Source organism: Simiaoa sunii (genome assembly GCF_014337175.1).
Classification (GTDB): domain Bacteria; phylum Bacillota; class Clostridia; order Lachnospirales; family Lachnospiraceae; genus Acetatifactor; species Acetatifactor intestinalis.
Genome location: NZ_CP060633.1, coordinates 981,041 through 1,003,148, shown reverse-complemented (window position 1 = coordinate 1,003,148; position 22,108 = coordinate 981,041). Strand labels below are relative to the sequence as shown.

The following is a 22,108-nucleotide window of genomic DNA, read 5'->3' as shown; positions in this document are numbered from 1 at the left end:
AAAGAATTGAGGTTTCTTATGGAAAAACAAAATATGAAAGCCTGGCTCTATCTATTGCCGGCATTCCTGTTTCTGGGTGCTTTTATGATCTATCCTCTTATCGACGTATTCGTGTACTCCTTTGAAGAGGGTTACAATTCTGCATCCCAGACCTTTTACGGCATAGGCATGTACAATTACTCCTATGTGCTCCACGATCCGTACTTTTTACAGGCATTGAAAAATACCTTTATTCTGGTCATCATCACCGTTCCTGTCTCCACCGGACTGGCGCTTTTGATCTCCGCCGCCTTAAGCTCCATCAAACCGCTGCGGGATCTGTTCCAGACCATATTTTTCCTGCCCTATGTGACCAATACTCTGGCGGTCGGTCTGGTCTTCATGATTCTTTTCAAAAAAACTCCTTACTCCGACGGTCTGATCAATCTACTGATCCAGTTTTTCGGCGGCAGCTCCGTGGATTTCATCGACGGACCCTACTGGGCGAAAATGTTCGTGCTGTGCTTTTATACCATCTGGATCGTTATGCCCTTTAAGATCCTGATCCTGACCAGTGCTCTCGCCAGTGTGAACCCCATGTACTACAATGCAGCAAGAGTGGACGGCACTTCCCGTTTCCGGATGTTCACCAAGATCACACTGCCCATGATCTCCCCCATGGTATTCTACCTGATCATCACCGGCTTTATCGGCGCATTCAAAGCCTACAGTGATGCCGTGGCACTCTTCGGCACGAACTTAAATGCCGCAGAGATGAATACTATCGTCGGCTACGTCTACGACATGCTCTACGGCGACAGCGGCGGATATCCTTCCTATGCTTCCGCTGCGGCGATCCTGCTGTTTGCCATCGTCCTGACCATCACCTGCATCAATCTGCTGGTCAGCAAAAAGCATGTCCACTATGTATAGGAAAGGAGGTCTTTGTGATGTCTGATATTACATCTGATTATGAAAGAATCGAGAAACGCACCCGGATCCACGGCAATATCCGCAATGGGATCATCTACTTTTTTCTGTGTCTGTGGGCGCTGATCGTACTGTTCCCTTTTTACTGGATGGTACTGACCTCCGTAAAAAGCTACGGTTCCTATAATGCGGAATATATTCCGAAGTTTTTCACCCTGTCTCCCACTCTGCAGAACTACGTGGACGCTTTTACCACTGTTTCTCTGGGAAGATACCTGTGGAACACTTTGTTTTTCACTGTGGTCACCACTGCCATTATGCTGGTAGTCATCACCCTGGCGGCCTTCGCTTTTGCAAGGTTGAACTTTGCCGGAAAAGATCTGATCTTTACGTTATTTTTATCTCTGATGATGATTCCGAACGAGCTGGTGGTCATTACGAATTTCACCACCATCACGAACCTGGATCTGCGCAATACCTTCACCGGCCTGATCCTGCCTTCCGTGACCAGCGTATTTTATATCTATCTGCTGCGGGAGAATTTCGCACAGATTCCGGATGAGCTGTATTATGCCGCCAAGGTGGACGGTACTTCTGATCTGCGATATCTGCGCAAGGTCATGGTGCCCATCTGCAAGCCCACGCTGATCACCATCGTGATCCTGAAGGTTATTGAATGCTGGAACTCCTATGTGTGGCCCAGACTGATCACCGATGATCCGGATTACTATCTGGTGTCCAACGGTATCCAGGAGATCCGTGAGAATGGTTTCGGTAGAGAGAACATCCCTGCCATGATGGCTGCGGTGGTCGTGATCTCCGTTCCTCTGGTGGTGTTGTTCCTCGTATTCCGTAAAAAAGTCATGGCAGGTGTTGCCAGGGGAGGTACCAAAGGATGAGTCAATTTAGCAAAAAGCTGGCACTCGTATGTGCCCTGGGCGGGCTGTCCCTGTCTCTGACCGGCTGCCATGGGTCCAAGGGGCTGCCGGAATTCGCTGTTCCGGAGGAATTCGATACTTCCAGAAACTATGAGATCACCTTCTGGGCGAAAAACGATACCAACAAGACCCAGACAGAAATCTACAAAAAAGCCATTGCAGATTTTGAAGCCTTGTATCCCAATATCACGGTGAACCTGAATTTATACACGGATTACGGCAAAATTTACAACGATGTCATTACCAATATTTCCACCAATACGACACCCAATGTCTGCATCACCTACCCAGATCACATTGCCACCTACCTCACCGGACAGAATACCGTAGTTCCTCTGGATGACCTGTTTGCCGATGAAAAATACGGTCTGGGCGGCACGGAACTTGCCTATGACGGTCCTGCAAGAGAAGAAGTCATTCCCCAGTTTCTGAATGAATGCTCCATCGACGGTCATTACTATGCCGTACCCTACATGCGTTCCACCGAAGCCTGCTACGTGAATAAGACCTACGTGGAAAATCTTGGATATACTCTGCCGGATGTACTGACCTGGGACTTCATCTGGGAAGTCTCCGAGGCTGCCACCGCCAAAAATGCGGACGGCACCTATGTAGCCAACGGACAGAATGTACTGATCCCGTTTATCTACAAGTCCACCGACAACATGATGATCCAGATGTTAAAGCAAAAGAACGCAGGATATTCCACGGCTGACGGCAGCATTGAACTTTTCAACGATACCACCACGGATCTCCTGTATGGTATTGCCGGACATGTAAAGAGCGGTGCCTTTTCCACCTTCAAGATCTCCGGTTATCCTGCGAACTTCCTGAATGCCGGGCAATGTATTTTCGCCATTGATTCCACTGCCGGAGCCACCTGGATGGGTACGGACGCTCCGCTGTCGGATATCAGCGAGGATTCTCTGGTGCAGTTTGAGACCGCCGTGCGGATGATTCCCCAGTTTGACCCGGAGCATCCCGAAATGATCTCTCAGGGTCCTTCCGTCTGCGTTTTCAATAAATCGGACTCTCAGGAAGTACTGGCATCCTGGCTGTTTGCCCAGTATCTGCTCACCAACGATGTGCAGATCGCTTATTCCGAGACAGAAGGTTATGTACCTGTAACCTCTAAGGCACAGAACTCCGCAGAGTATCAGGAGTATCTGTCCGAATGCGGTGCGGATAACGGTACACATTATGCAGTGAAGATTGAAGCTTCCAAACTACTTTTGGATCATGTGGACAATACTTTTGTCACACCGGTATTTAACGGTTCCGCATCCTTACGTGATGCTTCCGGACAGTTGATTGAAAACGTAGTGAAGTCCACCCGCAGAAAAGAAACTGTGGATGATGCCTACATGCAAAAGCTTTACAGTGATGTGGAGAGCCTGTACCGTCTCGGCCAGGGAAGTGACGCCTCCTTCGGCAAAAAGGAACTTGGTGCCATGCCCCGGACTTCCGTGATCCTGTTAAGCACACTTGCAGTCACCTGGATCCTGATCCTGCTGTATGTAGGGCGAGAATATTTAAAAAACAGAAAAAAGTAATTTTTCAGCCCCATTCGTAAGATAGCTTCTGATGGTATTTCTCCTGCGGATGGGGCTCTTTTTGCAAAAAGCCTTGATTTATCTTGTGTTTCAGGTATAATGGAACTGTTCGGTGTCTGAGCGCACCGGATAAATTGAGGAGATGTCTGTGTATCTGCACAGACCCATATGCGCCACAAAGCGCAGGAATGGAGGATTATTATGAAAAAGAAGACACTTGCATTAACCATGGCTATGGCTCTGGTTCTGTCTCTCGCTGCATGTGGAAACAGCAATGCAGACGTTGCTGCTGAATCTACCGCTGCTGCCACCACTGAGGCTGCTACCGAAGCTGCTACTACCGAAGCTACTACAGAAGCTTCTACCGAGGCTGCTGAAGCTGTTGCTGATGAGAAGTCCGAGGGTGTTATGACCTATGAAGAGTACATGGCTGCTGATCTCGATTCCGAAGTTGTGATCGAGGCTTATGTTCAGGCTAAACAGTCCTGGTGGGAAGACAAGGCTACCCTGTACACCCAGGATCAGGACGGTGCTTACTTCATTTATAATGCCGCATGTTCCGAAGAGGATTATGCAAAGCTGGTACCCGGTACCAAGATTAAGGTAACCGGTTATAAGACCGAGTGGTCCGGTGAAGTAGAGATTGCCGAAGGTGCTACCTTCGAGATCGAAGAGGGCAGCTACATTGCTCCCGTTACCGATGTGACCGATCTGTTAGGTACCGATGATCTGATCAACTACCAGAACCAGTTCGTAGCTTTCAAGGGCATGACCGTAGAAGCTGCTGGTCAGGATGCTGACGGCAATGACGTTGCTTTCCTGTACAACTGGGACGGTTCCGGCGAAGACGGTAACGACCTGTACTTCAACGTATCTCTGAATGGTCAGACCTATACCTTCACCGTTGAGTCTTATCTGTGCGACAACACCACCGATGTTTACAATGCTGTAAAGAACTTAAAGATCGGTGACACTGTTGATATGGAAGGCTTCCTGTACTGGTACGAAGGTGTGAACCCTCACATCACTTCCGTAACTGTGAAGTAATTTCATCTGGTGAAAATCTTATTAAAATAAAAGAGTTGTCCTCATTATGAGGGCAGCTCTTTTTTTACTCTGCCTGTCTGAATTCTTCCGTTGCCTGCTATATGGCATCGTAATACACCAAAACCTCCGGCGTCGAAATCATCTCTCGCATGTGCTGCAATTCTGTCTGCCAGTCAGACCTGTAGAGACAGTTTAATTATCTTCTGCTCTCCCACCATTGTTTTGCAATCTGGAAGCCCTCCATAGGGACGCAGAACCTTTGGTCTCTGGGCGGCTGCAATGCGGTGTCCAGTTCCTCCATATCGAACCACTCCACGCTCTCCACTTCCTCTTTTTGCAGGGTAAGCTTTTTAGCATCTACAGGCTTGGTGTACATGTAGACGAATGCCACTTCATTGTCCCGGAACATTTTTCCATAGAATTCTTTTTCGTATTGAATATCAAAACATCCGGCGAATGTAAGATCCTCCTTTGCTGCCCGGATTCCCAGTTCTTCGTGAAGTTCCCGGATTGCGGACTCTTCCGGCTCGTCCCCCGCCTGAATATGCCCGGCAGAAGAGGTATCGAACCGCCCCGGAAAACTGTCTTTCTCTGCGGAACGCTTCTGTAATAACAGCTGGGCTTTTCCGTCCTGTTCCCTCACGATCCAGATATGGGCGGTTCTGTGTCGGACACCTTTTTCATGCGCCTGTGTGCGTTCTATGGTCTCCCCTGTGGGAATGCCTTTTTCATCTACGATGTCAAATATTTCCATGGTGTTATGGCTCCTTTGTGTTTCTTTGCGGTTCTTGGGGTCACTTTGTATTTCTTTATATTTCTGTGTTAATGCATCTGTACTACGATCGTGCTGAGTTCTGCTCCGCTATCGTCGCTCCTTCGATGGTCTTCGCGATGACGGCCGCGGCGATAACGATAACTACCGCCTTTCCCTTCTCAGGTCTAATACCATCAGATCGAAATCATAATATGTTCCGTCCATCTTATAATACGCCGGTGAGGTCCCTATTTTCCGGAAGCCATATTTCTCATAGACATGAATAGCGCGTATATTATCGTTTCGGACTTCCAGATTGATCAGTTCTATCGCATGTTCTTTAGCATACATAATGCATTTCTGTAACAGTGCACTACCAATTCCCTGCCCCCATTCCGACTTGACCACAGAGATTCCGAATTCGGCGCGGTGGCTCATCCTTCTGGAGAATCCGCTTAGGCTGGCATCTCCGATGATCTCTCCATTTTTCCATACTACATAGAGAACGGAATGTTCCTCCTTATTTATATTCTGTATAAATTTCTCTTCCTCTTCTATCGAAATAGGAAGCCCTTCTTTTCCAAAGGACAGATAATCTGTCTCTCCACCTACCTGTGCTAAATATGCGATGATCTTCTCCGCATCTTTCGGCGTAGCTTCTCTGATATCAAATTCTTCCATAACTGACTCCAGCCCTTCTGTCATCTGTTAATTGATCTGACCTGCAATCATATTCTGGTTTTCTTTCATTCTCGTTTTCTCCTATCTCATAAAATTATATACTTTATTCGTAATCAAAAATGGTCTTAGTCTGAATATACTCCCCGTACTTTGCCTTCCATTCCTGATGAGCCGCGGAATCATCGTATACAGGCAGCGCCTCCGGAGCCATCTCCATCTCGATCATCAGGTCATGCCGGTTCGGTCTCGGCGTCACATTTTCATAAATATTCACTGTATGGACGCCTTCGATCTGCTGCGTCCGATCGAAGATTTCCCGGATATCCGCAAGCATCTCTCTGCTCGCCTCGCTTTCCCTGGCCCATACATTTTCTTTAAACTTTACAATGATCAGGTGCTTCATATCAATTTCCCCTTCCTTGGAATGTTTTCTTATAAATTGTACCATAATATCCTTTTCTATAGGAAATATTCTTTCACTATTTTTTCCACCTGATCAATTGACAAGGGATTCTCTTTTGTCTCATATGTCAGAATCAGATTTATCCCTGGTATAATTCCGTTTTCACAATACATTTTTATTTTTTGGCAAGCTCTGTTTATATACTCCGGCTGATCCATCAATCCAAAATGTTCCCAATAATATACCTGTCCCGTTTTAGGGTGCCTGGTTGTAAAATCCGGATACAAAAAAGTGTTCTCGAGGACGAGTTTATCTTCATATCGAAAGGGAATTCCATTTGTGTACAAGACCTTATCTATAATAGCCTCTGACTTCGAACGCAGAAATTTTCCCTGTGTTCCTTTTACAATGAGGTTCTCAGGATGACTGCCATTTTTCTCATATTTTTCATTCATCCAATTCTCTAGCTCTTTTTTAACAGAATGTCTTCGTCCTCCTAAAAGCCGTTCATATTCCGCATTGTCCAACATTTTTTCCAACATATCTTTCTTACAATCCGCCTTCTGCATATACATCTGGCATGCCTGCAACTCTCTTTGTAATTCTTCCTTACGCAACTGGTAATATTTTTTTAATGTTAATTTCTTAGCAAGTTCAATTTCTTTCTTCGGCAAATATATCGTGGTATTCTGATTATGAAAATACCACTTATAGTTCTTATTATTCTTTGCTACAATAAGTTCTCCCGCAGGCATTTCCTTTTCCACAGCTTCTATATGACTTAATTCTTCCTTGATGTACTTTACACGATTTTGTATCTCCCAATAATTCGCAAACATATGATTCTCCCTTCTATTGTTGTATTGCATATACCCATATTTTCTAAGAAGCGATGGTATTTCAGTTTCTTCCTGACTCTCATACCCACACTTTTCAAATGCCGTGGGTATCATGCCTTCTTCCTGCCTCTCATACCCACGCTTTTCAAGCACCGTGGGTATCATGCCTTCTTCCTGTCTCTCATACCCACACTTTTCGTGCTCCATGGGTATCACGTCTTCTTCCTGCCTCTCATACCCACGCTTTTCAAATGCCGTGGGTATCATGCCTTCTTCCTGCCTCTCATACCCACACTTTTCAAGCACCGTGGGTATCATGCCTTCTTCCCGTCTCTCATACCCACGCTTTTCAAATGCCGTGGGTATCATGCCTTCTTCCTGCCTCTCATACCCACACTTTTTGTGCTCCGTGGGTATCATGCCTTCTTCCCGTCTCTCATACCCACGCTTTTCAAATGCCGTGGGTATCATGCCTTCTTCCTGTCTCTCATACCCACACTTTTCAAATGCCGTGGGTATCACGTCTTATTTCCGCCTCAGGTACCCATGCAGGCGATTCCCATGAGAATCGACAGTCACCGTCAGGGCTCCGTAGTCCATGGTGCCATACCAGGGCACCCGGGCGTCCTCTAATCGCTGCAGCGTCTCGACATGGGGATGTCCATAGGAATTGTTGCGGCCACAGGATATGATCGCGGTGACAGGACTGGCGGTGGTAAGGAACTCGGTGCCGGTGGAATAGCCGGAGCCATGATGAGCTACCTTCAGTATATCTACCCTGAACTTCCTCTGTCCGCGCTGTTCCTGCAATCTCCTGGTTAACTGTAGCGACTGCGATTCCTGTAGCGACTGCGATTCCTGTAGCGACCGGGATTCTTGCAGCGACCGGGATTCCTGCAGCGACCGGGATTCCTGCAACGACTGCGATTCCTGCAACGCCTGCGATTCCTGCAACGCCTGCAATTTCTGCGTCAATTGCCGTTCCCCTTCTCCTTCCACATCCCCGGTCAGAAGAATGCTGATCTTCCCAATGGCAGATGCCCCACTTGCGTCATTGGCTTTCCTGTCGTCTATTGCTTCCTGCTTCATCTTCTTCGCAAATACCTCCACATAAAAGCATTCCGAATAGGCGTTGGCATCTGCAAGGGTCGTATTCTCCTCCGGGTGCAGACACAACAACCTAAGTTGACTGTCTCTGATCTCATCGCCGTATTTTATGTAGCTTACCGGTATCCCGGCATCCTCCGCCGCTGCAAGCAGCTGCTCAAAGGTTTCCCTGCGCTCCGACTCTCGGATCGCCGGTAGGAACAACTGCTCCGCAGTAATCCCCCATTCCTCACCGTTCTCCATCAATTCCAATACTCCATTCATATGGTCTTCATCAGGGTGGGAAACAAATACACCGCGAAGAGATGAGATGCCACGGCTCTTGAGATAAGGCTTCAGCACATATTCCCCGATGTTCTTCCGGCTGGTGCTGCCACAGTCGAAAAGATAGGCTCCCTGCCCAGTCTCCACCACGATGCCGTCGCCCTGCCCCACGTCCAGGAAAGTCACGCGACTCCCACAATCAAAATTTCCTGTGAGCAAACCAATCAATAATCCTAGGATCATCACAGCTGCGATCAGGTGCGGGACTCTGTTCCTATGCATCATCTCTCCCTTACAATCCCTTTTTCTATTCCTGATGCTTTCATCCGCTCCTCTCGTTATAAGACACCATGGGGTTCTCGCAGAATGCAGCCTGTCTCCCGGAACATTTTCCTCCCCATACGTTCCCCGTTTCTTCCATGCTTCCACATATTTTCTGCCGAAGACCAGCAGAAATATCCCGGCATAATAACAAACAATCTGCCATCTCTCAGGCTGCCCCACACACCATACCGCTCCCGGCAGTTCTCCGAATCTTTCACAGATCCACTCATACCACCACAGGATCAGACAATCCACCGTCCCCACAATACCAAGTCCCGGAATCAACGATAGGATTCCTCCCGCCACTACCGCACTCATAAATGGCAGCACCAACAGATTCAACAGCACCGAATAGACCGGGATCTCATAGAAAAACCATAACTGTACGGGCAGTGTAAACAGGATGACTCCCACACTGGCAGCAAAGCCTCCTTTGACCGCAGACACCATACGGCGAATTTCTTCATACGCCACCTTGCGCCAGCCTTCCCGGTACTTGTTTCTCTCATAGGCGGAATCCCCCAGAATATCTGCCACGGTACGAAACCATGTCGATATCCCTTTGACTTCTGACTCCGCATCTGCATCCCTTTCCCAACAGCCCCCGGAAAACACCGGCGTCAGAATGCAAATCCCCAGCACCGCTCCGAAGGACATTAAAAAGCTCACATCAAAAAGTCGCTCCGGTTCCTGTAAGACAAGCAATAGTGCCATCAGTCCCAGCCCTGTCAACATGTCATAAGTCCTGCCCACAAATATCCCGAGCATCTGCAACAGATACATTCCGATGGCACGGCTGGCAGACACACTCATGCCCACCATCACACCATATATAAGAAGCAGCATTGCACCACCCACTGCTGCCGCCCTGACAGGTAATCCCAGTCTCTTAAGCAACCGGTATACCCCCATTCCAAGCAGAGTAATATGTAATCCCGAAATACTTAAGATATGAGCAATTCCGTTTTTCTGATACAGCGCCTTTACCTCAGCGTCCAGTTCCTCCTTCTCCCCAAGCAGCAATGTCTGCATAACGGAGGCTTCTTTCGCAGGAAAAACTTCTGCAAGCCTGTCATGCAATACCTGCCGGAATCCATACAGTTTTTCCCGCAAAAAGCTGTACTTCTCCCCTGCGGCCAGAATCTGTGCCTTCCGTACTCTGCCGCCAATACCCTTGGCCGCATAGTATGCCTGCGCATCAAATTCTCCCGGATTGGTCGCGGTCGAAAACAAAGCAAAAGTCCCTTCCAGAACGATCTGTTGCCCGATCTTAAGGGTTTTCTCTTCTTCGGTTACAGCACCTGCAGTGATCATTGCCGTTTTCATATTTTCCAGTTCACATTGTAATTTTCCAGAATAGGAATATTCTTGATCGTTTTGAATAATAGAAATTGATTTTAGAATAATTTCTTCAGAACTTCTTGTGTCTATCCGTCCCGTGATCTTCACCGGACTTCCGTCAGGCGGCAGGCCGGTATCTTCACCGGTTCCCACCCCTGCCAGTATTCTCATTATTGCGATTATTGTCACGAGACACAAACACACTGTAAAAAGTGGTCGTCTCATTAAATTCCTTTCTGCATACGTCTTACGCACCTACACCACAGAACAGACTGTCTCTGCGATAAAACGCAAAGCAATCCATATCCGTAAATATTTACTGTTCCAATGTCGTAACATAATCCAGGTTTCTTTCAAACGTGGAATTGTTGAAAGTAGGCGGCACTTCGCCATTGACCAGAATCTGTACTTTATTGATATTGTCAAGTTCTACCAGCGAATTCACGATAGAGTAAACTGCCACTTCCGTGGATACGTTATTTATCACCGTGAGGAAATTGGAATCCAGATTTACATAACAGATTCCATCCTTAGTCAGAATATTGACGATCTTCGTCTCCGGATTGATCACCGGATATAATCCCTCGATCTGTCCGCTGGGACCGGCGATCAGCTCTTCCACTACAAAACGCTCCAGAGGTGTATTGGTGGAATAATGCTTTTCTCTGTATGAAGCGATTAGTTTATCCCCAGCCGCATTGGCAAAATACAGTTTTACCTTCACCAGTTCGTAGGTATTGATCTCGTTACCGTCATTATTGATGAACTGATCGGCATTCATCCAGCCTACCATCTCCCCGGCATTATCGTACAACTGGCTGTCCTCTACGGTAATGCCCACATACTTCACATTGGGCAGCTGCGTAAGCGTTCTTACGATGGCCGCACGCACCAGTACCTCCGTGGTGGGAGACAGTTCCGAATACGCCTTGTCTACGTTGATCAGTAGTTTTCCATCTTCTACTTCATAATCCAGGACCCGGAATCCCATATCCAAAGGTGCCTTATATTCCAGCTTTTCCGGAGTCGTCGAGAGATACCTCATGGTCTCATCCAACTGTTCGTCCAAAGTCTTCGTGTTCAGATACTGTTCATGTACCTCAACCTTCGTCTCCGCTGTATTGATATAATACATGGACATTTTCTTCCCGGTCTGGGGTTCTGGCGAACCACATCCGGTCAACAAAAACGACAACAGCAATATTCCTGTCATCATATAACTTACTATTTTCTTCATAATTCACAGTCCTTCTAAGACGCTATATACATTAGCGGAATCTTCACCAGAAAACAGGATCCCTGTCCTTCTGTACTGGTCACCGTAAGGGATCCTTTGTGCATCAGCACCGCACTCTTCGTGATCGCCAGCCCCAGTCCGGTTCCTCCGATCTCTCTGGAATGGGACTTGTCCACACGATAAAAACGCTCGCAGATGTGTGCCAGGGATTCCTCCGGAATACCGATTCCGGAATCGCTGACTTCAAAAGTAAAATACTGGTGATCCGCATCCAGTACCACCTTTACCCAGCCATGATCCTTGTTGTATTTGATGGCATTTTCTACCAGATTCGTCATGATCAGCGTCATCTTGACCTCATCAACTTCCGCTACTACGGGGCGAACGCTCTCAAATACGACTTCCACATCTTTTTTCCGGGCGATAGGACGCAGTCTTTTCAGGATCAATTCTGTCAGATCATTGATATTCAATGATACAATGTTCAGGTCCTGTACCTTTTTATCCATCTTCACCAGTGCCAACAGGTCGGTGATGATCTGATTCTCTCTATCGATTTCGGATGTAATGTCTTCCATGAACTCACGATACAGCTCCGCAGGAGCGTCGTCCTGTGCCAGCAGGGAATCCGCCAGTACTTTGATGGATGTCATGGGAGTCTTCAGTTCGTGGGACACATTAGCTACAAATTCCTGTCTCGAGTCGTCCAGTGCTTTCATGCGCTTCAACAGTTGGTTAAAAGCATCCACGATATGTACCGTCTCCACATAATCAGGCACAGAGATGGTCTCATCACTGAATCCTTCCCTCACCGCATTGATCGCCTGGGTAACTCTGTTGAAAGGCATCGTCAGCACTCTGGACAGCAGAATTGCCAGCGCCAGGATTGCCACGATCATGATCACTTCCATGATATATGCCTTGCGGTTCAACACTTCCCTGGCATTTACAATACTGTCATTAGAAATACTGGTCAGCATGACACCTCGGATCGCATCGGGATTTTTTTTACCGTTCTCGTCCGTGGTATTGGCTGTGGTATCCATGATGGGAGTAGTCATCTCTATGTAACCGTGCTCCGGGTCGTAGTGAGAGATATTTTCCCCCTGAAAGCACTTAATGACTTCCTCGGAAATGATCGTCTTCCCCTCACTGATGCCGTAGGTATCTTTTTCCACCTTAAAATTTTTGTTAATGATCATCACACGGCCTTCGTACAGATTGGACAGCATCTCCAGCTCCGCATTGATGACCTCTCGGGAATTGCCGGTATCCTCTCTGACGCCGTGGCTGCTCAAATAATTGTTGCTGACCAGGTGGTTCGCCAGGATCATCAACTGGTTCTGCACCACCGTGATCCGCTGTTCCACCGCCATATCCTCATAATTGCTTACGATACCGTGCCGCATGACAATACAGGGGACCAGTCCGATCACCAGAATCAGCAGGAAAATTCTTGCCCGCAGACTTCGCAGTTTGATCATGCTCTCCAGATTTTCCCATATCGTCGCGAATCGTTCTTTATTCCATTTCTTCACAATATAAAAACCTCATGTTCGTTCACTCAGCTCATGGACAGAATGCTTTGCCTGCAAGCAGTCACACATCTTCTCTCCTCCATGACATGATATACGATTTCTCCGTGCTCCGCACTCTCGAAATCGCAACGCCCATTCGCATTCCGGACTTTCGTCCTTCTTGCTCATGTTCGTTCACTCAGCTCATGGACAGAATGCTTTGCCTGCAAGCAGTCACGCATCTTCTCTCCTCCATGACATGATATACGATTTCTCCGTGCTCCGCACTCTCGAAATCGCAACGCCCATTCGCATTCCGGACTTTCGTCCTTCTTGCTCATGTTCGTTCACTCAGCTCATGGACAGAATGCTTTGCCTGCAAGCAGTCACGCATTCTGTCCATGGCTGAGTTTATCATTAAAATAGTACCCGACTCCCCACTTGGTATGGACGTATCTGGGTTCGCTGGGGCTCAATTCGATCTTCTCCCGCAGTCTTCGGATATGTACATCCACAGTGCGTACATCTCCGGGATAGTCCGTACCCCACACGAGTTTTAACAGATTCTCTCTGCTGTATACCTTGTCCGGATTCAGCATCAGAAGCTCCAGTACCTCAAACTCTTTGGCCGTCAGGCCGATCTCTTTTCTCTGAATATAAGCTCTTCTGCCATCACGATCCAGCTTCAGATCTCCGCTTTCGAGAATACCGCCGCTCTCTGCGGTCGTTTTCTTCGGCTCCATGCGGCGCAGGATAGCTTTAATTCTTGCCTTAACCTCGAGAATATTGAAAGGCTTCGTTATGTAATCATCCGCACCGTATTCCAGTCCCAGAATCTTATCCATATCATCGCCCTTGGCGGTCAACATGATCACCGGTACATTGGAGAATTCCCGGATCTGCTGACAGACTTCAAATCCTGTCAGTTTGGGAAGCATGACATCCAGCAATATGATGTCGTATTCCTTGTTATGTGCCATCTCCAGTGCTTCCTCTCCGTCATAGGCACAGTCCACTTCCATATTGTCCTGTTCCAGACTGAAACGGATTCCCTTCACGATCAGCTTCTCATCATCCACTACCAGCACTCTCTTGCCTGCCATCTTCCTTAACCTCTTTATTTTACCTTTCTATTCCCTGTGTGTGATATTCTCATTGCACCGTAATCCTATCACATAACTTATCATAAGCATTCTGTTTGATCCCGGACACCTTCATAATGTCCTCCTTCGTCTGAAAAGCACCGTTTTTCTCCCGGTAGCGCACAATATCCGCTGCCCTGGATGCTCCGATTCCCGGAAGCGTACACAATTCCTCTGCGGATGCCGTGTTGATGTTCACGAGTCCCTCTTCTGCCGCCTTCCCCGCAGCTTCCATTTCTTCCGCCTCCGATGCTGTGGGAAAATACAATTTCTGTCCATCTGTCACGATTTCCGCCAGATTGACATAAAAAGGATCCGCCTCCGTTGTCATGCCACCGGCCAGTTCCAATGCCTCCGCGGCTCGGCTGCCCTCCGGCACCTCCACGACTCCCGGTGTCCGCACCGCACCACAGACATAGACATACACCGTCTGCGGCTCGACCACTCTGGTCTCTGCAGCCTGTTCCGCAGCTTCCAGCTCCGGGAATTCCGCAACGGATTCCCCGGGTGGAATCAGCACAATCGCCTCATCTGCTGTCCCACAGCCTGTCACAAATAACACGATGCATCCCAGCAAACCGATCAAACACCTATATTTTATTTTAGAAAAAAATTTAAAAACCATCATAGTCCCCTTCCTGTCGTTCACTCTCAGGGGATTGCCTCTCTATGCTGTCAACTTTCATTGTACTGGAATTATCCGGAATTTACAAGCCGTTTGTCAGCTTATTTCCACTTGAAAATTATGATACCTACGATTGCCACTGCCATGCCAACAGCCTTGCGCCACTCCCAGGGTTGCTTCTCCACACCGAACCATCCGAACAACTCGATGATATATGCCACAGCAAGCTGGGCGATCACAATGAGCATCACCGCTTTGGCCGGTCCCAGGGCATCCATGCTCCGAATCACCGTATAGGTAATAAAAGCACCGATGGCACCTCCAAGCAACATATATTTCGGCTCCACCTGCGCTATTTTCAGAAAGGAAGTCCGCTCCGTACACAGCCATGCTCCCAGGCATACCAGCAACGCCGTGAACTGTACAAATGCACTTGCGGTCCAGATTCCGGAAGCCTTTGTGACCTGGGTATTGAATACTCCCTGAATACTCATCAGCGCTCCGGAGACTAAAGCAATCAAAAAACCGATCATAGGATTCTACCACCTTTTCTTTTTAGTAGTAGTCTATCCCAGGACCGGTTCTTTCATTCCTGATTCGTCAATTCTCTGTATTTCCTAATTGCTGCGACATATTGTCCGCCAGCTGCTGCACCAGTGTCGTCACATCCTCGCCGTTCCACACCTTGGAAAACAGTACTTCCAGCTGCATCCAGAAATTCCCTGTCTCCAGCATTTTCGGAAGCGATACGCTGTCCGCATACTCATCGGCAAAAATCGTAAGTGCTCCATTATCCGCATTCTCCGCCGCATGAATGCTTGCAGGCATTTTACCGGAACGCTCATACAGTCCATCCGCATATTCTTCCGACAGATAAGCTGCAAAACGATCCGCAAGCTCCTTATGCTCCGAATAACCATTGATCACCGCCGCTCCGGTAACAGACAAAGATCTGCTCTGAAGCTCGGCACTGACATCCGGCATACGGGCAATTCCGTAGTTAAATGTAAGACTGCCGTCTGCTTTTGCATCCTCCAGCCGCTTTACCACATCCGTCGTTCCGATGGTGAACATGGTCTTGCCATCAATGAAGTCCTGGATCACGGAATCATAAGTCACGGTATCTGACTCAATGAAGAAGAACTGGTTCAGCGCCTTGTATACTTCCAGACACTGTATGGTCTCCGGATTGTTGATGTTGATATCATTTCTGTCATCACCGGGATCACCGCCTACGATCATGTAATTACCCACGATCCAGTAGTTGTAAAAGATATTGTTCACATCCCATTTCATGACGCCTTCGACGCCCTCCGGTGCATCAAATGTATCCGCAATGTTCAACAGATCGTCCACCGTAGAGGGAAGTGCCTTGGCGAAATACTGTTCCGCCAACGCGTTTACCGCTGCTTCATCCGCGGTAACCTGATCTGTGGTCTGATCCTCCGGAAGAGAATCTTCCTCGATGATCTCCTCACCTTCTCCTACCGGTTCATCATTGTCACTGCTGCCGGACAGCTCTTTTTCCGCCTGTTGTGTCGCCCAGGTGCGGAGATAATCTTCATTGTATACCAGTGCACTGGTATCAAAATACACAGGATAACCAATGATTTTATCGTCATAGGTCACCGCCGCCAGTGCTGCCCGGGAAAAATGATCCGTATCGCAGATTCCCTCCGTATCCGGCACCTTTGTCGCCAGACCCGCCAGATATGCCTTCTCCAGGGAGTCACTGCTTAACAGATAGATATCCGGTATCTGATCGGAATGCAGTGTCTCCTGATTGACCGCTTCCAGATATTCACTGTCGGAAGTCAGCACCGGGATCACACGGACCTTGTTCTGTTCTCCGAAAGACACTGCTGCCGCGTTGATATAGCCGGACAGAGCCTCATCTGAATACCAGCAGTAGATGGTCTCTTTCGCCCGAAACAGCTGCAAACGTTCTCCGGTATCCTGCGTCTGGCTCATTTCCTGCGTACTTCCGTAAACAGCTGCAGCAGCCATGGCGATCACAGCTGCTGTAGCAATCATTCTTTTTTTCAAAAACATAATTACCTTAAACCTCTTATTCGATACAGGTGTCCAAAATAGCGATCATTTCGTCCACGTTTTCTCTGGTAATGACGAGAGGAGGTACAAAACGAATAATATCCGCACCGGCATTGATCAGAATCAATCCCTTCTCCAATGCTCTGTTAATGATATCTCCCACCGGATGATCAAATACCAAACCCTGCATCAGGCCCACACCACGACGTTCCTGAATACAGTCGTACTTTTCAGCCAGCTCATTCAGACGCTGTTCCAGATAAGGAGCTACCTCTCTCACATGTTCTATTATATGGTCCTCTTCGAATAAATCAAGCACTTTTTCCACAGCGGCGCAGGCCAATGGGTTGCCACCGTAGGTGGTTCCGTGATCTCCCGCGGTCAGAGAATGCTGTGCAACCTTTTCCGTCATCATAAAAGCACCTACCGGCACACCGCAGCCCAGTGCCTTGGCAGAGGTCATGATATCCGGTTTCACGCCAAAACGCTGCCATGCATACATGTAACCGGTACGACCCATACCACACTGGATCTCATCTAAGATCAGCAGGATATCCCTCTCGTCGCACAGATCCCGTACCTGCTTCAAAAATTCTTCCGTTGCTGGATACAGTCCACCCTCGCCCTGCACGGTCTCCATAATGATAGCGCAGGTCTTGTCCGTCACCTGATCCAGCACACTCTGAAAATTATTCAGATCGGCGAATTTAATATGACCGATCATAGGCTGGAATGCCTCACGGTACTTAGGATTGCCCGTCACGGACAGAGCACCCATGGTCCTGCCGTGGAAAGAATGGTTCATGGCAATGATCTCGTGATCGGTACAGCCGTCTTTCAGATAGGCGTATTTTCTGGCTGCCTTGATGGCGCCCTCCACCGCTTCCGCACCGGAATTGGTGAAAAAGACCCGATCCATGCCGGATACTTTTTTGATCTTTCGTGCTGCTTCGATGGCGGGCACATTATAATAATAGTTGGAAGTGTGGATCACCTTGTCGATCTGTGCTTTCAGTGCATCGTTGTATGCTTTGTTCTGATATCCCAGTGCAAATACGGCTATACCCGCTACAAAATCCAGATATTTTTTACCGTCTATATCATACAGATACACACCATCGCCCTTATCCAGAACGATCTGGTACCGGTTATAGGTATGCAGCAGATCTTTTTCCGCTTCTGCAATATATTCTTTCATGGTGTCACTCATTTTATTTTTCCTCCTCATCGGATACGATTGCGGTACCGATACCCTGATTAGTGAAGATCTCCAGCAGCAGGCAGTGTGCCAGACGTCCGTCCAGGATATGTACGCGGTTTACACCGTTACGGATAGCGGAAGTACAGTTATTTAACTTCGGCAGCATGCCACCGCCGATGTAACCGTCGTGGATCAGTCCCTCTGCCTCGGAGGCTGTCAGTCTGGAGATAAAGGTGGACTTATCGTTGATATCCTTGTACAGGCCTTCGATATCTGTCAGGAATGCCAGCTTCTCCGCATGTACTGCCTTTGCGATCGCGCACGCGGCATCATCCGCATTGATATTGTAAGTATGATAATCCTTGTCCAGTCCGATGGGAGCGATGATGGGCAGGTAATCCTTCTCCAGCATATCAAAGAGGATATCGGGATTTACACCGGTGATCTCACCCACATAACCGATGTCCTGACCGTCGGAATATTTTTTCTCTACCTGGAGGAGTCCGCCGTCCTTGCCGCTGACACCAACCGCCTTGACACCGAGCTCTTCCACCATGGTCACCAGGCTCTTATTCACCTTGTTCAGTACCATTTCCGCGATTTCCATGGTCTCCTCGTCAGTGACACGCAGACCATTGATGAACTTTGCTTCTTTGCCGACCTTGCCGACCCAGCGGCTGATCTCCTTACCACCGCCATGCACAATAATGGGTTTGAAGCCTACCAGCTTCAACAGCGTCACATCCTTAATGACGTTTTTCTGCAGTTCTTCGTTGCTCATGGCACTGCCGCCGTATTTTACCACAATGATCTTTCGGTTGAATTTCTGTATGTAAGGAAGCGCCTCGATCAGCACTTCTGCTTTTTTCATTACCTGTTCCATATCTTTTTCCATTGTTCTGTCCATGCCTTTCCGCAGATATCTGATCCGCCCATCACTTATTTCTTCCGTATGTCGCGCACTATCTTAGGAACGATAGTCTGCATTGATCTTCACATAGTCATAGCTTAGATCACAGCCCCATGCAGTCGCTTCCGCATCCCCCATATGCATATCCACCAGGGCGGTGACTTCCGGATCGGAGAGGATCTTCGTAGCCTCTTCCTCGCTGTAATCACATGCCACGCCATTACCGAAAATATGGATCTTACCGCTCTTACTCTCAAAATACAGATCTACATTTTCCGGATCGAATTTAGCTCCGGAATATCCCAGTGCACAGAGGATGCGTCCCCAGTTGGCATCATGTCCGAAGATAGCTGCCTTGGTCAGGGAAGAACAGATCACGGATTTTGCCAGGGTTCTGGCATCTTCCTTGCTGGCTGCATGGATCACTTTGGTCTCGAACAGCGCCGTTGCCCCTTCGCCGTCTCCTGCCATTTTTTTTGCCAGGAAGGTAGTGATCTCGTGCAATGCCTTGCAGAAGTTGTCGTAATCTTCACCCTCTGCGGTGATCTCCTCATTGCCTGCCATACCATTTGCCAGTACTAACAGTGTATCGTTGGTGGAAGTATCACCGTCCACGGAGATCATGTTAAAGGAATCTACTACGTCTGCGCTGACGCACTTCTGCAACATCTCTTTGGAAATGTTCACATCGGTGGTTACAAAGCCTAACATGGTGCACATATTCGGATGGATCATGCCGGAGCCCTTGCACATACCGCCTAATGTCACGGTCTTGCCGCCGATCTCGGTCTCAATGGCAATCTCCTTGGAAATGGTATCGGTGGTCATGATGGCATGCGCCGCATCGGAACCGGCCTCTAAGGTGTCCGCCTTAGCTGTCACCAGCTTTTTGATTCCGGCAGTAATCTTATCTACAGGAATCTGCATACCGATGACACCGGTGGATGCTACCAGTACCGCATCCGTGGGCACGCCTAACAGTTCTCCGGCACATTTTGCTTCTGCCTCACAGCAGCTAAGCCCCTGTCTGCCGGTGCAGGCATTGGCGATTCCGGAATTGACTACCACTGCCTGTGCAAATGCGGAATGCTCCACGATCTGCTTATCCCACAGCACGGGAGCCGCCTTTACCACGTTGGAGGTAAACGTACCTGCCACGGTGCAGGGTGCCTTACTTACGATCAGTGCCATATCCTTACGATTCTGATATTTAATGGCAGCCTCCACACCTGCTGCCTCAAAGCCTTTTGCTGCGGTCACACCGCCCTGGATCTGTTTCATATTGGAATGCTCTCCTTTCGATTCCGTTTCTATTTATTAAACGCTGTAATGTTCTCTTCATTCAAAGTAAAATCATAATAGTTCAGGTCTTCCCGCTTTGTCCAGCCAATGCATTTCCAGAAAGCATTACCGATATCGTTCTGGGTAAAAGCGATTAGGCTGACTTTATTGATGTGCTCCTCTTTCAGGGCATTCATGCAGTGGACCACCATGGCTTTTCCTATGCCAAGTCTTCTATAATCTTCTCTCACACATACATGATACAGGCAGCCCCGTCGTCCGTCATGACCGCATAGGATACCGCCCACTACGGTTCCGTCCTCCCCGACAGCTACCACACTGGTGCCGGGATTCCGGTGGATAAAACGCTCCACACCTTCCCTGGAATCATCGATACTCCGGATACCGAAGCCGTGAATGGTCATCCAGAGGGCGTGCAGACCGTCATAATCTTCTATGGTCATTGGTTTGATCGTAAACTGTTTGCTCATTGATGTATGTAATCCTTTCGTCCTTGTCCTGTGTCTGCTTTAAGGGAAGCAGGGAACCAGCTCCAGGCCTTCGCTCTCGGGAAGTCCGAACAGCAGGTTCATGTTCTGTACTGCCTGACCGGCAGCGCCTTTTACGAGATTGTCCAGTGCACCCATCATAATGATGCGTCCGGTACGCTCGTCAATGACAAAGTTGATGTCCACGTAGTTGCTGCCTTCCACCCACTTGGTCTCGGGGCAGCTGCCCTTATCCAGTACACGGACAAACTTCTCGTTTGCATAATATTTATCATAGACAGCCTTTACCTCTTCATAGGTAGGAAGTGTGCCGTCCGGTTTTCTCTTCAGTGTTGCATATTCGGTTGCCAGGATCCCCCGGTTCATGGGTACGAGGTGCGGGGTAAAATTGATGGTCACCTGACAGTTGCCCGCATAGCCTAACTGCTCCTCGATCTCGGGAGTATGTCTGTGACTTGCCACACCGTAGGCTTTCATATTCTCATTCACTTCGCAGAACAGGTTTGGCACTTTGGCTCCTCTGCCTGCACCGGAAGTTCCGGACTTGGCATCCACGATCAGGGTATTCACATCGATCATACCTTCTTTTACCATAGGGTAAGCGGTCAGGATCGAGCAGGTGGTATAACAGCCGGGATTAGCCACCAGTCTGGTCTTCTCCGTGATCTTGTCACGGTTGATCTCGCAGAGTCCGTATACTGCTTCCTCGATGAACTGCGGCGACTTATGCTCGATGCCGTACCATTTTTCATAGGTAGCTACATCCTTGATACGGTAATCAGCGGACAGATCCACAATTTTCACCTGGGAAAGGATTTCCTCGGATAACAGTCCTGCCAGGAATCCCTGAGGGGTTGCGGTGAAGATCACATCCACCTGCTTCGCCAGTTCCTCCAGATTATCATCCTTGCAGATATCCTCCACCAGCTGAAACATGTTCTGGTATACCTGATAATACTTCTTATCTATATAGCTTCGGGAACCGTACCATACGATTTTGGCATCCTTGTGATTCAACAGGATACGTACCAGTTCTCCTCCGGCATAACCGGTTGCTCCGATGATTCCTACTCTGATCATTTTTTTACCTCACACTCATTTCATTGCATTTCTGTGTCATCGAATTACTTCGCAGCAAGATGCTCCCGCAATTCTGCTTTGGAACTATTCAGAACCCCATTCGCAAAATCGCTGCTGCGCTTTTCCGATATTCATCTGACTCTGAATAGTTCCATGATACCACTTTCTTCCTAAATGTCTACTACTTTTTTCATTTTTATGCATGTTTTTTGGATTGATATGTATATTTATGCACTTATTCATACTTCTTTTATGCTTTTATGCAATATAGTGGAATAATATTCACTCTGCTTTTACCGTACTTCCTTTTCCGATTAAAATCTGCTACAATAAGTGTGTTGCGCAATGCAATCCGCGCATCTATTTTTTTAGCTTCTACGAGAGCGGAAATGAG

General features: G+C 48.1%; 20 protein-coding genes. 4 read left to right on the top strand and 16 right to left on the bottom strand.

Annotation, left to right across the window (positions count from 1 at the left end; all coding sequences use genetic code 11):
* The first annotated feature begins 18 nt into the window (after positions 1-18).
* The 4 genes from H9Q77_RS04655 (at position 19) to H9Q77_RS04640 (ending at position 4,447) form a co-directional block, all read left to right on the top strand.
* A complete protein-coding gene (locus tag H9Q77_RS04655; protein ID WP_118550628.1) occupies positions 19-912 on the top strand; it encodes a carbohydrate ABC transporter permease in 894 nt (297 codons plus the stop codon).
* Between the two features lie 17 nt (positions 913-929).
* On the top strand, positions 930-1,808 hold the full coding sequence (locus tag H9Q77_RS04650; protein WP_249326665.1) for a carbohydrate ABC transporter permease: 879 nt from the start codon (positions 930-932) through the stop codon (positions 1,806-1,808).
* A complete protein-coding gene (locus H9Q77_RS04645; protein ID WP_249326664.1) occupies positions 1,805-3,400 on the top strand; it encodes an ABC transporter substrate-binding protein in 1,596 nt (531 codons plus the stop codon). The genes H9Q77_RS04650 and H9Q77_RS04645 overlap by 4 nt, the downstream gene beginning before the upstream one ends.
* 201 nt (positions 3,401-3,601) lie before the next feature.
* The gene (locus H9Q77_RS04640) at positions 3,602-4,447 is read left to right on the top strand and encodes a hypothetical protein (RefSeq protein WP_249326663.1); all 846 of its coding nucleotides are present in this window, start codon (positions 3,602-3,604) and stop codon (positions 4,445-4,447) included.
* 196 nt (positions 4,448-4,643) lie between these two features.
* On the opposite strand, the gene H9Q77_RS04635 is transcribed toward H9Q77_RS04640, so the two are convergent.
* From H9Q77_RS04635 to argC, 16 genes are all read right to left on the bottom strand, one after another.
* Positions 4,644-5,201 carry an NUDIX hydrolase gene (locus tag H9Q77_RS04635; protein WP_118550631.1) on the bottom strand — a complete coding sequence of 186 codons (558 nt, stop codon included), beginning with the start codon at positions 5,199-5,201 and terminating at the stop codon, positions 4,644-4,646.
* 162 nt (positions 5,202-5,363) lie between these two features.
* Positions 5,364-5,882 carry a GNAT family N-acetyltransferase gene (locus H9Q77_RS04630; protein WP_249326662.1) on the bottom strand — a complete coding sequence of 173 codons (519 nt, stop codon included), beginning with the start codon at positions 5,880-5,882 and terminating at the stop codon, positions 5,364-5,366.
* A 103-nt stretch (positions 5,883-5,985) separates the two neighbouring features.
* Positions 5,986-6,330 (bottom strand): Dabb family protein, encoded by a 345-nt coding sequence (locus tag H9Q77_RS04625; RefSeq protein WP_249326661.1) that lies wholly within the window; start codon positions 6,328-6,330, stop codon positions 5,986-5,988.
* An 11-nt stretch (positions 6,331-6,341) separates the two neighbouring features.
* Positions 6,342-7,646: a hypothetical protein gene (locus H9Q77_RS04620; protein WP_249326660.1), complete on the bottom strand. Its 1,305-nt coding sequence runs from the start codon at positions 7,644-7,646 to the stop codon at positions 6,342-6,344.
* 3 nt (positions 7,647-7,649) lie between these two features.
* Positions 7,650-10,385, bottom strand: coding sequence for a ComEC/Rec2 family competence protein (locus tag H9Q77_RS04615; RefSeq protein WP_249326659.1), 2,736 nt, complete (start codon positions 10,383-10,385; stop codon positions 7,650-7,652).
* Positions 10,386-10,476: 91 nt separating this feature from the next.
* Positions 10,477-11,397, bottom strand: a complete 921-nt coding sequence (locus H9Q77_RS04610) for a GerMN domain-containing protein (protein ID WP_249326658.1) — start codon at positions 11,395-11,397, stop codon at positions 10,477-10,479.
* A 14-nt stretch (positions 11,398-11,411) separates the two neighbouring features.
* Positions 11,412-12,935, bottom strand: a complete 1,524-nt coding sequence (locus H9Q77_RS04605; protein ID WP_022153403.1) for a sensor histidine kinase — start codon at positions 12,933-12,935, stop codon at positions 11,412-11,414.
* Between the two features lie 365 nt (positions 12,936-13,300).
* On the bottom strand, positions 13,301-14,017 hold the full coding sequence (locus H9Q77_RS04600) for a response regulator transcription factor (protein WP_118545553.1): 717 nt from the start codon (positions 14,015-14,017) through the stop codon (positions 13,301-13,303).
* A 49-nt stretch (positions 14,018-14,066) separates the two neighbouring features.
* Entirely contained in the window at positions 14,067-14,618 is a 552-nt protein-coding gene (locus tag H9Q77_RS04595; protein ID WP_249326657.1) for a helix-hairpin-helix domain-containing protein, read from the bottom strand.
* Between the two features lie 164 nt (positions 14,619-14,782).
* On the bottom strand, positions 14,783-15,214 hold the full coding sequence (locus tag H9Q77_RS04590) for a DMT family transporter (RefSeq protein ID WP_249326656.1): 432 nt from the start codon (positions 15,212-15,214) through the stop codon (positions 14,783-14,785).
* A gap of 67 nt (positions 15,215-15,281) precedes the next feature.
* The gene (locus tag H9Q77_RS04585) at positions 15,282-16,733 is read right to left on the bottom strand and encodes a sugar ABC transporter substrate-binding protein (protein ID WP_249326655.1); all 1,452 of its coding nucleotides are present in this window, start codon (positions 16,731-16,733) and stop codon (positions 15,282-15,284) included.
* A gap of 16 nt (positions 16,734-16,749) precedes the next feature.
* Complete coding sequence (locus H9Q77_RS04580) at positions 16,750-17,943, bottom strand: aspartate aminotransferase family protein (RefSeq protein ID WP_249326654.1); 1,194 nt, start codon at positions 17,941-17,943, stop codon at positions 16,750-16,752.
* Position 17,944: 1 nt separating this feature from the next.
* Positions 17,945-18,829, bottom strand: a complete 885-nt coding sequence (gene argB, locus H9Q77_RS04575) for an acetylglutamate kinase (protein ID WP_118693107.1) — start codon at positions 18,827-18,829, stop codon at positions 17,945-17,947.
* Positions 18,830-18,901: 72 nt separating this feature from the next.
* A complete protein-coding gene (argJ, locus tag H9Q77_RS04570; RefSeq protein WP_249326653.1) occupies positions 18,902-20,125 on the bottom strand; it encodes a bifunctional glutamate N-acetyltransferase/amino-acid acetyltransferase ArgJ in 1,224 nt (407 codons plus the stop codon).
* Between the two features lie 29 nt (positions 20,126-20,154).
* Complete coding sequence (locus H9Q77_RS04565; RefSeq protein WP_022153411.1) at positions 20,155-20,616, bottom strand: GNAT family N-acetyltransferase; 462 nt, start codon at positions 20,614-20,616, stop codon at positions 20,155-20,157.
* A 39-nt stretch (positions 20,617-20,655) separates the two neighbouring features.
* Positions 20,656-21,714: an N-acetyl-gamma-glutamyl-phosphate reductase gene (gene argC, locus H9Q77_RS04560; RefSeq protein WP_148446144.1), complete on the bottom strand. Its 1,059-nt coding sequence runs from the start codon at positions 21,712-21,714 to the stop codon at positions 20,656-20,658.
* Positions 21,715-22,108: the final 394 nt, after the last annotated feature.